The sequence below is a fragment of the Andreesenia angusta genome (assembly GCF_001855385.1).
Classification (GTDB): Bacteria; Bacillota; Clostridia; order Tissierellales; family Gottschalkiaceae; genus Andreesenia; species Andreesenia angusta.
Map to the genome: position 1 here is coordinate 19,211 of NZ_MKIE01000010.1, position 12,833 is coordinate 32,043.

The 12,833-nt window shown below is 45.9% G+C and carries 12 protein-coding genes; 10 read left to right on the forward strand and 2 right to left on the reverse strand.

Features of this window, described 5'->3' with window-relative positions:
* Positions 1–12 precede the first annotated feature (12 nt).
* The 7 genes from EUAN_RS09925 to EUAN_RS09955 all read left to right on the forward strand — a co-directional run bounded on the left by EUAN_RS09925 (position 13) and on the right by EUAN_RS09955 (position 6,256).
* Entirely contained in the window at positions 13–1,221 is a 1,209-nt protein-coding gene (locus EUAN_RS09925) for an amidohydrolase (RefSeq protein ID WP_245674485.1), read from the forward strand.
* Positions 1,199–1,804, forward strand: coding sequence for an ECF transporter S component (locus EUAN_RS09930; RefSeq protein ID WP_071064190.1), 606 nt, complete (start codon positions 1,199–1,201; stop codon positions 1,802–1,804). Before EUAN_RS09925 ends, EUAN_RS09930 begins: the two co-directional genes overlap by 23 nt.
* Positions 1,805–1,808: 4 nt before the next feature.
* On the forward strand, positions 1,809–2,267 hold the full coding sequence (gene tsaE / locus EUAN_RS09935; RefSeq protein ID WP_071064191.1) for a tRNA (adenosine(37)-N6)-threonylcarbamoyltransferase complex ATPase subunit type 1 TsaE: 459 nt from the start codon (positions 1,809–1,811) through the stop codon (positions 2,265–2,267).
* The gene (gene tsaB, locus EUAN_RS09940) at positions 2,264–2,971 is read left to right on the forward strand and encodes a tRNA (adenosine(37)-N6)-threonylcarbamoyltransferase complex dimerization subunit type 1 TsaB (protein ID WP_071064193.1); all 708 of its coding nucleotides are present in this window, start codon (positions 2,264–2,266) and stop codon (positions 2,969–2,971) included. The genes tsaE and tsaB overlap by 4 nt, the downstream gene beginning before the upstream one ends.
* A complete protein-coding gene (gene rimI, locus EUAN_RS09945) occupies positions 2,964–3,407 on the forward strand; it encodes a ribosomal protein S18-alanine N-acetyltransferase (protein ID WP_071064195.1) in 444 nt (147 codons plus the stop codon). The genes tsaB and rimI overlap by 8 nt, the downstream gene beginning before the upstream one ends.
* Positions 3,408–3,790: 383 nt before the next feature.
* Positions 3,791–5,143, forward strand: coding sequence for an alanine/glycine:cation symporter family protein (locus EUAN_RS09950; protein WP_071064197.1), 1,353 nt, complete (start codon positions 3,791–3,793; stop codon positions 5,141–5,143).
* Positions 5,144–5,305: 162 nt separating this feature from the next.
* Positions 5,306–6,256 carry an oxamate carbamoyltransferase subunit AllH family protein gene (locus EUAN_RS09955; protein WP_071064199.1) on the forward strand — a complete coding sequence of 317 codons (951 nt, stop codon included), beginning with the start codon at positions 5,306–5,308 and terminating at the stop codon, positions 6,254–6,256.
* A 23-nt stretch (positions 6,257–6,279) separates the two neighbouring features.
* On the opposite strand, the gene rpoN is transcribed toward EUAN_RS09955, so the two are convergent.
* A complete protein-coding gene (gene rpoN, locus EUAN_RS09960; RefSeq protein ID WP_071064201.1) occupies positions 6,280–7,611 on the reverse strand; it encodes an RNA polymerase factor sigma-54 in 1,332 nt (443 codons plus the stop codon).
* A gap of 96 nt (positions 7,612–7,707) precedes the next feature.
* On the opposite strand from rpoN, the gene tsaD reads away from it, so the two are divergent.
* Together tsaD and EUAN_RS09970 are read left to right on the forward strand one after the other, a co-directional pair.
* Positions 7,708–8,718, forward strand: a complete 1,011-nt coding sequence (gene tsaD, locus EUAN_RS09965; protein WP_071064203.1) for a tRNA (adenosine(37)-N6)-threonylcarbamoyltransferase complex transferase subunit TsaD — start codon at positions 7,708–7,710, stop codon at positions 8,716–8,718.
* Positions 8,719–8,800: 82 nt separating this feature from the next.
* Positions 8,801–10,096, forward strand: a complete 1,296-nt coding sequence (locus tag EUAN_RS09970; RefSeq protein ID WP_071064204.1) for a hypothetical protein — start codon at positions 8,801–8,803, stop codon at positions 10,094–10,096.
* Here the strand turns inward: EUAN_RS09970 and EUAN_RS09975 are convergent.
* Positions 10,093–12,003, reverse strand: coding sequence for an ABC-F family ATP-binding cassette domain-containing protein (locus tag EUAN_RS09975; protein ID WP_071064206.1), 1,911 nt, complete (start codon positions 12,001–12,003; stop codon positions 10,093–10,095). The two genes, EUAN_RS09970 and EUAN_RS09975, sit on opposite strands and share 4 nt — an antisense overlap.
* A 168-nt stretch (positions 12,004–12,171) precedes the next feature.
* Here EUAN_RS09975 and EUAN_RS09980 point away from each other — a divergent pair, with 168 nt between their 5' ends.
* Positions 12,172–12,822 carry a redox-sensing transcriptional repressor Rex gene (locus EUAN_RS09980; RefSeq protein WP_071064208.1) on the forward strand — a complete coding sequence of 217 codons (651 nt, stop codon included), beginning with the start codon at positions 12,172–12,174 and terminating at the stop codon, positions 12,820–12,822.
* Positions 12,823–12,833 lie beyond the last annotated feature (11 nt).

Genomic DNA, 12,833 nt, shown 5'->3' on the forward strand with positions numbered 1-12,833 from the left:
GAGGTGAACGAGATGAGCAAGATGCTTATAAAAAACGGGACGCTCTACACTATGGGCGAAAAAGGCATAGTGGAGAAGGGTGATATACTTATAGAAGACGGGATAATAAAAGAGATAGGCGAGAATATAGAGATAGAGGAAGGCGATGTGTTCGACGTCAGCGGGGCTTTTGTAATGCCTGGGATGATAGACGCCCACTGCCATGTGGGGCTTTCTGAGGAAGGCATAAGCAAGTCTGTGGACGACTCTAACGAGATGAACGACCCTGTAACGCCCCAGCTCAGGGTTATAGACGGCATAAATCCGCTTGACATGGGCTTCAGAGATGCATACCAGAACGGGATAACTACTCTTGGAATAGCTCCAGGGTCTGCCAACATAGTGGCGGGACAGTTCGCCGTGATGAAGACCTTTGGAAACAGGGTGGACTACATGGCTATAGACGAGAAAAACGGGATAAAGGTCTCGCTTGGGGAAAACCCTATATCGGTGTACGGAAAGAGCGGCAAGACCCCAGCGACCAGGATGGCTGTAGCTGCCATTCTAAGAGAGACGCTGCTGAAAGCGGAGGAGTACATGGACTTAAAGAGCAGGGCGCTTGACGAGGACAGGGACGAGCCGTCGTTTGACATGAAGTATGAGGCTATGCTTGATGTGATAGACGGAAGCATCCCGCTTAGGATACATGTACACAGGTCTGATGACATATTCACCGCCATCAGGATTGCAAGGGAGTTCAACTTGGACATAGTGCTTGAACACTGCACGGAGGGCCATTTTATAGCCGACCAGCTGGCGGAGGAAGGCTACCCTGTGGTGCTCGGACCTGGACTTACCGACAAGTCCAAGTATGAGCTGAGGAACTTGAGCTTCAAGACGCCGGCTGAGCTTGTGAAGAGAGGCATAAAAGTGGCTATAATGACAGACGCTCCAGAGGTGCCTATAAAGTACCTTCCAATCTGCGCAGGGCTTGCGGTCAAAGAGGGGCTGGATGAATACGAGGCGCTTAAGTGCATAACTATAAACCCCGCCGAGATACTCAGGGTAGACGACAGAGTCGGAAGCCTTGAGGTTGGAAAAGAGGCCGATATAGCTGTGTTCAGCGGAAACCCCATAAGGGATATCTACTCCAAGAACATACTCACTATGATAAACGGAGTCATAGTTCACATAATGGCGCAAAAGGAGGAAGTTCAGGATGAACAAGCGGATAAACAGTAGAATGGGAGTAGACTATATGGTCAAAGTATCTGTGCTTTCAGTGCTTGCGTTTTTGATAATGCTTATAGAGCTGCCGCTTCCATTCACTCCTGAGTTCCTGAAGATAGATTTAAGCGACCTTCCGTCACTTGTGGCTTCGTTCGCCATGGGTCCGGTGGCTGGAATACTGGTTCAGCTTTTAAAGAACATACTGAAGATTGCGCTCAGAGGCACCAACACCCTCTTCGTGGGAGAGCTTGCGAACTTTCTGGTGGGATCCATATACGTAGTTGTGGCGTCACTGATCTACAGGAGAAAGAGGACCAAGGGGTCTGCTGTCAAAGGTCTTGTGCTGGCTACGCTTCTTATGTCTGTATTCGCTTCAGCCGCCAACTACTTTGTGCTGCTGCCGTTCTACGCCAAGGTCTACGGCGTGCCTCTAGAGGCCTATGTTGACATGGCCAAGAGCGTAAATGCCTATGTTGTAGACCTCAGAAGCTTTATTGTGTTTGGAATATTCCCTTTCAACTTTGTAAAGGGTGTGCTTATAGCTATAGTCGGGTATCCTGTCTACACAAGACTCAGGATGGCCATAGAGAGGTGATGGTATGAAAAAGCTAGAGATAAACTCGCTCTCCGAGATGGAGGACTTTGGGTACAGACTTGGGTGTCTGCTGAAGGGTGGAGAGGTTATAACGCTGAACGGCGACCTTGGAGCCGGAAAGACAAGCCTTACAAAGGCCATAGCCAGAGGGCTTGGGATAGAGGAACATATAACAAGCCCTACTTTCACGATAGTGAACGAGTACGAGGGAAGGCTGAAGCTCTACCACTTCGACGTCTACAGGCTGGAATCGCCTGAGGAGATGTACGACCTGGGCTACGAGGAGTACTTCTACTCAGACGGCGTGTCTGTGGTGGAGTGGGCCGAGATAGTCTACAGCGTGCTGCCTGAGGAAAAGCTGGAGATATATATATACAGAGGAGATGGGGATGAGGAGAGACAACTGAAGTTTGTACCTGTAGGAAGCAGGTATGAAAAGCTTGTAGAGGAGTTGATTAGATGATAGTACTTGGAATAGACAGCTCTACCACTGTGGCTACTGTCGCCCTTTCTAGCAGAGAGAAGCTGCTTGGTGAGTACAGCATAGACGACAAGAACACCCATTCCCAGAAGCTTATGGTGATGGTGGACAGTCTGCTTGAGCAGATGGAGATGGACATAGCAGACGTGGATTTCTTTGCTGTATCTAAGGGGCCTGGATCGTTTACGGGACTTAGGATAGGCGTTGCGACTGCGAAGTCGTTCGCCTATGCGCTTGACAAGAAAATAGTTGGGATTTCATCGCTCAAGGTGATTGCAGAGAATCATATTCACTTTAGCGGTACGGTAGTTCCCATGATGGACGCCAGAAACAAGAGGGTGTTTGCGTCGGCCTACAGCGGAGACGGCAGAGTGCTTGAAGAGGCTCTGGCTGAGGAGGCTTTTGGCCTTTCAGAGCTCTTTGAAAAGCTGGAGGCGATGGACGGAGACATCTTGTTTGCTGGAGACGGCAGCGTATCATACAGGGCCGAGATAGAGGAGAGGTTTGGAGATAGGGCGGTATTTGCAGAAAAGCATCTCAACACGCCTAGGGCCTCTGCACTCTGTAATCTTGCCTATGAAGCGCACGACAGAGGTGAGTTTGAGAGCTGCTTTGAAATGAAGCCGGAGTACCTCAGGGAGTCTCAGGCTGAACAGCAGAGAAAGTCGAGGGTTCAAAATGGATAGAACAGCTGTGAGAGATATGGAAGAGAGGGACCTTGAGAGAGTGGCGGAGATAGAGGCTCTCTCTTTTTCTTCGCCCTGGAGCATTGAAGCCTTCAGAAAGGAGCTTAGAGAAAACAGTCTAGCTGTATATCTCGTCTGTGAAATAGACGGAGAGCTGGCGGGATATATGGGCATGTGGAAAGTTGTGGACGAAGGTCACGTGACCAATGTAGCTGTTGATCCGAAGTTCAGAGGAATGGGTGTAGGAAACGAATTGCTCTCTGAAATGGTGATCAGGGCCAGAGAGAGCAATCTTGTGTCTATGACGCTGGAAGTCAGAGTGTCCAACGTCCAGGCCATCGGCCTCTACAAAAAGCACGGCTTTAAGGACGTTGGAACTAGACCTAAATACTACGACAACGGCGAAGACGCGATCATAATGTGGAAGACTTTATAGAAGAGTAACAAAAAGATATAAAAGTTAACAGAATGCAATATAGGTTAATGAAATATCAATGGTTAAACATGACTTTACATATCATTAATATACGAAAAAGTCAATATGTAAAATATACAAAAAAACGATAAAATGGTGAAAATAATTAGACCTGAAATAGAAAAAATAAATAAAAAAGAAGTTTTAGATAAATAATACCGGGGTAAATATGTCTTAAGATCTAAAACAATCCTTGCACAATACAAATAATTACGTTGACTTATATCAAAATACGTTAACAAACTGTCAATAGGAGGTGGGTCCCGAGTTGTGTTGTCGAGGGAAGTTATAAATTTTAAATACGAAAATCATTTTGAAAATAAGAAAACAGGGGGGTTTTAAAGATGATGGATGTAGTGCATAAGATCAATAGCCTTATGTGGGGGCCGATACTCATACCACTGCTAGTTGGAACAGGAATTTTCTATACTATAAGACTTAAATTTGTCCAGAGCATGACGGGCAAGGCGTATAAAGAGGTTTTCGGTGGAGCTTTAAAGAAAAGCGGCAAGGCTGACGAAGAGGGGATGAGTTCGTTCCAGGCGCTGGCTACAGCGATAGCTGCACAGGTTGGAACGGGTAATCTGGCTGGAGTTGCAACGGCACTTGCGGCAGGAGGACCAGGAGCTATATTCTGGATGTGGGTCAGTGCGTTCTTTGGAATGGCTACAAACTACGGAGAGGCCGTTCTAGGACAGCTTTACAAGACCAAGGTAGACGGACAGATAACTGGTGGACCTGCTTATTACATAAGCCAGGGTATAAAGAACAGATATTTGGCAGGATTCTTTGCGGTAGCAATCATATTGGCGCTTGGGTTTATGGGGAATATGGTTCAAGCGAACTCGATAGTGGATGTAAGTAAAAACGTGGTGGATGTATCACCGATAATAATAGGAATAATAGTTGCAGTTATAGTAGGTGGAATACTTGTAGGCGGAATTTCTGGAATAGCTTCTTTTACAGAGAAAGTGGTTCCTTTTATGGCAGTACTCTATATAGTTGGAGGACTTGCAGTTATATTTATGAATGCTGAAAACATAATACCATCGCTAAGAGATATATTTGTAGGTGCATTCGATCCTCAGGCGCTTGGCGGAGGACTGCTTGGAATAACTGTCATGAACGTAATAAGATACGGAGTTGCCAGAGGTCTTTTCTCTAACGAGGCAGGTATGGGTTCTACACCTCATGCGCATGCCGTTGCCAAAGTTGACCATCCTGGAGAGCAGGGGCTAGTGGCACTTGTAGGAGTTACTTTTGACACTATGATAATCTGTACACTTACAGCTCTTATAATACTGACTTCTGGAGCTATGGACAGTGGAGCTTCTGGAGCGGCCCTTACTCAGATAGGGTTTGAGAGGTCGTTTGGACATGCAGGAACAGTATTTGTAGCTGTGGCGCTATTCTTCTTTGCGCTGACTACAATAGTGGGCTGGTATTACTTCGGAGAAGGTAATATAAGATACCTTTTCGGTAAAAGAGGGGTTCTTCCTTACAAGATACTTGTGCTTGTGATGATAATATTCGGATCTACTCTTGACGTGGCTATGGTTTGGGAGCTTGCTGACATGTTCAATGGCTTTATGATCTTCCCTAACCTCGTGGCACTTCTGATACTTTCACCTAAAGTAGTGGAGGCACTCGAAGAATACAAGAACGTGGAACGACTAAAAGTTCAAAAACAGAAATAAATCAAAGGGAGCGAACGCTCCCTTTATTTTATTTGGATTGAAATCGGTTTCCCGCTCGATCCCTAGATTACAACGTTTTCCCGGGCAAACCCGTCTTGACTTTTTCTTCTAGATATAGAATACTTGTATTTAAGAATAAACAAGAGAGTTGGGGGAAATTGCATGAAACCTAGGTATATTGACTACAGCTTAAAGCAGTACATAGATATAAAGGGAATGGCGAGGGGAAGAGTTGCGGAGATTTCGAGCGACGTGTTCACGGTTTTGGCAGACGGCAATCTGATATACTTCGTAAAAGACGAGCAGTACCTAAGCCCCCTGTCGATAGTGGTGGAAGAGCCTGAAAACTTTAAGGTCAAGGGGATTTCTATAAACGACGATGTGACTTTCGAATCTGGCAGAGTGGCTATAGGCGACAAGCTGGAGATGGCTATTTCAGATGTTGAAGTTATAAATATTAAATTTGAGGACTTCACAGGGACTGGAGACGAGTGTGTCTTAGGGCGCAATTTGAAGGTCATAGAGGACTGCATCTACTCTAACGGAAAGCACGAGGGGATAGCGCCTGTAGTATTTGAGATAGGTGAGTATGTAGGAGGCTACAAGAACTACTTGGACATAAAGATCCACAACAACCTGTACACATCCTTGATATTTGAGAAGATGATAAAATTTATGGACAAGATGTCGTCTGGGGAGATAGATGGAATATGGAATTACTCTGGGGAGATAGTGGGACTTGGCCCTGGGATAACTCCTTCTTCCAATGACTTTCTGTGTGGGCTTATGAACACGCTTATCTACGGCGGGAGATTTTTTGGGCTGAGCACACCGAAGGTACACAGGTTCAATGAAGAGTTGCTGCTGGGGCTAGAGTGCAAAAGAGACAGGATAAGCCACTATATAATGAAGTCGAGCATATACGGCAAGACCCAGAAGATTGTGGCCGAAGTTGTTTCAGGTGCTTTTTCACTGGAAGATGAAGAGGACTACAGGTCCAAGCTTAAGGCACTTATAAACTTCGGGGACATAACGGGAACTGACATGCTCTGCGGAATATACATGGGGTACAGGACGCTACAGAGTGAAAATTTCAGAGAAAAGCTGGTTTAAAGGGCATACAGTTGTATGCCCTTTTATTTGTGTATTTTTCTAAGTGAGGAGGTCTTTATGTTAAGCTCTTCCCTGTACTTTGAGACTGTACGCCTGGCTGTTTTGAAGCCTTCTGAGTTCAGTATCTCGGCTAGCTTCTGGTCGCTGTAGGGCTTTTTGGGGTCTTCGCTAGAAACAAGCTCGGCCAACCGTGATTTTAGCGATGAAGAGGAGTCGCCTGAAGGCGATCTCTTGCTTGAGAAAAAGAACTTGAGCGGGAAAACACCGGCAGGGGAGTGCACATACTTCCCTTTGACTGCTCTGCTCACGGTTGATTCGTGAATGCCAAGTTTCTCGGACACGTCTTTCATATTCAGAGGCAAGAGCTCTGATCTGCCTTGCAGGAAATCACTTTGAAAGAGCGCTATAGACTCTGTCACGGCTATAAGCGTGCTCTTTCTCTGCTCGATGCTCTTTAAGAGGAAGACTGCACGGTTGAGTTTTTCTGTGAGGTATACCTTGGACTTTGGATCAGAGTCGGATTCTAGGAGCTTTTTATAGTAGCTGTTTATGGAGAGCTTTGGAGATAGCGATTCCGGTATTTTGGCTTTCGGGAGATCGTCTTCGAACTCTATATATACGTCTGGGACTATGAACTCTGTACTGATATGGCTTGCATGCTCGTACTGAAGACCTGGTTTAGGATCCAGTGAGCGGAGAAACTGTATAAGACTGTCGAGTTTTTGCAGCGACACACCGAGGGATTTAGACACAAGCTTCATCCTGTTTTCCGCCACGTCGGCTAGGTGGTCGTATATGATGCGCCTTAGAACCGCAGAGTCGCCGTGAGATTCGGCCTGAAGCCATAGGCACTCCTCTAAGTTTCTTGCGCCTACGCCCTTGGGGTCAAGCGACTGAACGGCTTTAAGTGACGAGATGAGAAGTTCGACCGGGATATGAAAATGCTCTGAAAGCTCATCTAAGTCTGTGCACAAGTATCCTTTTTCGTCAAGATTCCCTATTATTATCTTGCACGACTTTAGCTCCCGCTCTGAAATGTCCAGAAAAGGAAGTTGAGAGAGTAGGTGCTCCGAGAGCGTAGGCGTGTACGAGATAGAAGGCTCTGTAATCTCGTCGTCTTTTTCGAAAGACATCTTCATCTCGTTCAAGCTTTTGAAGTAAGACGAGAAGTCTTCGGCCGACATAACAGGCTCGCCTTCGCTTTGCAGCAGAGGGTTCTGCTCCAGCTCGTCTGCGATATGCTCTAGGAGTTCGACTTGGCTTAGCTGTAGCAGCTTCAGCTGCTGCATCACAAGAGGAGAGAGCTTTAAATGCTGATTTAGTTTTGGGTTTAAAGATATAGATTGATTAATCATAAAATTCCACGCCCAATCTTAAATTAAATATGTATAATATAATTATACCACCATAAGGGGTATTTAAGCAGACAGGACTAGAAGGGAGATTTTAATTTGAAGGAAAATATATATACACTTGCGATAGAGAGCTCTTGCGACGAGACCTCTGTGGCTGTGCTGGAAAACGGGAGATCAGTGCTTTCGAACATAATATCATCTCAGATAGAGGACCACAAGCTATACGGCGGAGTCGTGCCGGAGATTGCCTCTAGGAAGCATATAGAGAATATAAACTCGGTAATAGACAGGGCTCTTGTGGAGAGCGGAATGAAGCTAGACGAGATGGACTGCATAGGCGTGACTTACGGGCCGGGGCTTGTGGGAGCTCTGCTTGTGGGGATCTCTACAGCCAAGGCTATTTCATACGCTAAGAAGATACCTCTTGTGCCTGTGAACCACATAGAGGGTCATATATACGCCAATTTCATTGAAGATGTGGAGCTTGAGCCTCCGTTCACCTGCCTTATAGTTTCGGGTGGTCATACACATCTGGCCAACATACTTGACTATGGAGAGTACGAATTCCTAGGCCAGACAAGAGACGACGCTGCCGGAGAGGCTTTCGACAAGGTGGCTAGAACGCTGGGGCTAGGATACCCTGGGGGGCCGCTTATAGACAAGCTGGCGAGCGAGGGAGACCCTTTCAGCATAGAGTTTCCAAGGGCGAATCTAGACGGAAAGTACGACTTCAGCTTCAGCGGACTTAAGTCGGCCGTGCTGAACTATATAAACAAGGAAAAGCAAAAGGGAAACGAGCTCAACATCCCGGACATAGCCGCATCTTTTCAGCAGGCTGTTGTGGAAGTGCTGGTGGAGAAATCCATCGAGGCTGCAAAAGAGAGCGGGATGGACAAGATAGTCGTGGCTGGAGGCGTTGCAGCCAACGAAGGGCTTAGAAATCTGATGTCTAAAAGGGCGGCGGAAGAAGGGCTTGAAACAAGATTCCCTTCAAAGATACTCTGCACAGACAATGCAGCTATGATAGGTTGTCTAGCTTATTATAACTACAAGAGAGGCATCAGGGGAGATATGAAGCTGAACGCGGTCCCTAATTTAAAACTCTAAGTTCACTCTTTTGTAACACAGTGATTTACGAAAGCGAATATAATGTCTATGTAGTTAAATTGAGAAAAGGGAGAGTGGCTTAATGAATAGGTCTAGAAAGCTCCTGCTTTTAGGAATAGGGATAATGCTCTTGATCCTGTTTATAAATCGGGTTCACAGAGAGAAGTTTAAGATACTTTCGACTGACTTGGAGGATGTCGATAAATTAAAGTCAGAGATAGCAAAGCAGCTTCCGGACAGCGCCGAGATATCGGCTCCAGAGGAAGACGAGCTTTTTCAGCTTATGCACTTCAAGGATTCTGCCGGAGTGGAGAGGGTGCTGATACCCTACAAAAAAAACAGCAGCAACAAGCCGCTGAACCTGATGGTGCTTGAAAAAAGCGGGAACTACTGGGTTGAAGAGGAGCGGATTCCCCTTGTAGGAGAGGATTTCGACAAGATAGTTGTGGAAGACATAACGGGAAACGGGTCTGACGAGATAATGGTAGGGATTAAAATCGGAAAAAGCTCCACAAAAGGCCTGGACGTCTACGAGTTCAAAGACGGTAGCTTGGAGAAGCTGCTGAACGACAACTACGAAGATCTCTTTGTGGCCGACTTCGACTCGGACAGCATAGGCGAGCTGATACTGCTTAAGAGCAATTCCAAGGAAAAGAACACAGAGATAAACTACTATGAGTATAGGGATGGAAAGCTTGCGACTATAGACTCTGTGGTGCTTGAGGAGATGGAGTTCAAGGTGGACCTGAAGCTAGAGCAGATAAACCCCGACAAGAAAGGGCTTATAGCAGAGCTTGAGACAGACGACAAGAAAGGTGTCTTAAGCGTGTTCAAAGTAGAGGGTGACAATCTGGAAAGGCTGAACTTGCTTGGAAAGAAGTCGATAGAGAACCCTTTCTTCGTGGCGTCTAGGGACATAGACAAGGACGGGGTGTTTGAGTTTCCAATACTCAAACTGAGCCCAGGGCTGGAAAAAGAGGACAGTTCGACCTGGATAACGGAGTGGTATGGGCTGAACGAAGACTACAGTCAGCTTAAGCTGGTAAAGAGGGAGTATACGGACGAAGCCAACTTTGCACTAGACTTTTTTGAAGACTGGAATGAAGATATAGTCATAAGGCGGATTTCTGACAGAGATGGAAAACTGGAGAAAGTGGAGTTTACAAGAACGACTCCAGGAGAAGTTGAAGAGAAGCTCTTTGGCATATCTATATACAGCTTGGACAGCTGGGAAGACATGACTAAAGAGAGCAGGGAGAGTGAAGAGATAATAACGAAGTCCCAGGGAAGGGTGTACGTGCTTGAATCCGAGGACGGCGAGTATGATTTGGAAAGCATAAAGTCCAGATTTAGAGTTCTGGACTTGAAAGAAGACTAGGATTCTGTAAGCAGAATCCAGTCCTCGTATTTTTGCTCCAAGAGTGTTTTTTGCTCTTGGAGCTCTTTGTTTATTTCAAGGCTTAGCTCGTGGTTTGAGTAGACTTCCGGCTCGCAGAGCCTTGCTTCTAGACTAGAGACGATTTCTTCAACTGAAGAGATGTCCTGTTCTAGATTTTTCAGCCTCTTTTTCTCTTGCCTTTCGAGCTTTTCGGCCTCTCTGTCTTTTTTCTTAAGGGCCTTCGACTGTGTCTTGTTGATCTGCTCTGGTGTTTCAGCATCTGGAGATGTCTCCAGAGACTTTTTCTCTAGATAGTAATTGTAGTCTCCGAGGTATTCATTGACGCCTTCTGGGGTCATCTCCAGAATCTTGCTCGAGATCTTGTTCAGGAAATACCTGTCGTGTGAAATAACCAGCACCGTTCCGTCGTAGTCCATTATGGCGTCTTCTAGGACTTCCTTAGAGTCCAAGTCGAGATGGTTAGTGGGCTCGTCCATAAGTAGGAAGTTCGACTTAGAGAGCATGAGCTTGAGCAAAGAAAGCCTGCTTCGCTCGCCACCGCTTAGGAGTGATATCTCTTTTAGGATATCGTCTCCTACAAACAGGAATCTGGCCAGCAAGCTCCTTATCTCTGTCTGGGTCAGCTTCGGGTTTTCGTTCCATATCTCGTCTAGGACTGTAGACTCTTCGCTTAAATTAGACTGTTCCTGGTCGAAATAACCTATGTGCACGTTGTGCCCTATAGCTACGTTCCCGGAGTCAGGCGCTGAAAGTCCCTGTATTACCTTGAACAAGGAGGTTTTGCCCACTCCGTTCGGGCCTATTAGCCCGGCGTGGTCGCCTTTATAAAGCCTCAAAGAGACTTCTCTGAAAATGTTCTTTTCGCCGTAGGAGAGGCTGAGCTTTTCTGCGTTCAGCACGTCGTCTCCGCTTTGGACAGACGGCTCGAAGCGAATCTTAGACCTGGCGTTTTCTCCTGGAGGGGCTTCAAGCCTCTCTATCTTGTCTAGCTTTTTCTGCCTGGACATGGCCATGTTCCTGGTGGAAGCCCTTGCCTTGTTTTTTTCCACGAACTCCTTTAGCTCTGAAATCTCCTTCTGCTGAATTTCAAATTGCTTCTTCATAAGCTCGATGTCTTTTTTACGCTTTTTCACAAACTGCGTGTAGTTTCCATTATAGGTATTTAGCTTCCCGCCTTCTAGGTGGAATATCCTAGATACAGTGCTGTCCAAAAAGTATCTGTCGTGAGATATGAGTATGATTGTGCCTTTGTAGTCTTTTATATACTTCTCAAGCCAACTGATGGCCTCTATGTCGAGGTGGTTTGTAGGCTCGTCTAGAAGGAGTATCTGCGGATTTTCAAGCAGTATCTTTCCGAGCGCCACTCTGGCTTTCTGACCCCCGCTGAGCGAAGAAATCGGAGTTGAAAGCTGATCTTCCGAGAAGCCAAGTCCCTTCAGCACTCCCTTCACTTCGCTTTTGAAACCGTATCCGTTCATAGCCTGAAACTTGTCGCTTAGATTGGCATAAGAGGACATCAGCTTTTCGAGCGCATTGGAATGCCCTAGGCTTCCCTCTTCGCTTATTCGCTGCTCGAGTTCCCTGAGGTCCTGCTCCATATCGGAGAGGTGAGAGAAGACCGAGAGCAGCTCCTCGTATATCGTATTTTCGCTTTGTACAGAAGTCTGCTGCCTGAGTATTCCAACTTTGCAGTCTTTAGGCATGTAGATTGTGCCTGAGTCGGCAGACAGCTCTCCTGTGAGTATGTTGAAGAGAGTGGACTTTCCGGCTCCGTTCAGTCCGACGAGCCCCACTTTTTCGTTTTGGTTTATTGAGAAGCTTACGTCGTCTAGAATATTGTCGACCAAGTAAGCCTTGGTTAAACTGTTGCAAGATAGAACTATCAAGTTATACACATCCTTTTAAATTTCTAGCTTAATTGTACCAAAAAAAGCTTGGATATAAAACATGTAGCTTCTAATGTATACTTATGTCTTGTCACTGTAACGATTGACATAATTTTAACTTTATCATAGAATAGACTGTATAATTTAAAAGGAAAAGTGGGTGAAGACATGGCGAAGCATGGTAAAGTTTCTATGGCGGTTGTGAGGAGGCTTCCTAAGTATCACAGGTATTTAGGCGAACTTATGGAAAATGACATAAAGAGAATTTCTTCATATGAACTGAGCAAACTTACGGGATTTACAGCATCGCAAATAAGGCAGGATTTTAACAATTTTGGAGGATTCGGTCAGCAAGGATATGGATACAACGTGGAGGAGCTATACAATCAGTTGGGGAACATACTGGGGCTTGACAAAGGATACAACACTATAATAATAGGGGCTGGGAATCTGGGGCAGGCCATAGCCAACTACAGGAATTTCGACAACAGAGGTTTTAGGCTTATAGGCATATTCGAGAAGAACCCTAGGTACATGGGTCTTAAGATAAGGGATATACCTATAATGGATATAGATGAGCTTGAAGGCTTCTCAAAAGATCACAAGGTGGACATAGCTGTAATAACTACCCCGAAAGAGGCGGCTCAGGAGATAGCCGACAGGGTAATAGCGCTTGGGGTTGAAGCTATATGGAACTTCGCACCAGTGGACATAAAGGTACCAGAGGGGATAGTGGTAGAAAATGTTCATCTGAGCGAAAGCCTGCTTGCGCTTTCGTTTTTGATAAAGGAAAGCAAGCGAGAATCTGAAAATGTTTAAAGTTTGTTAGA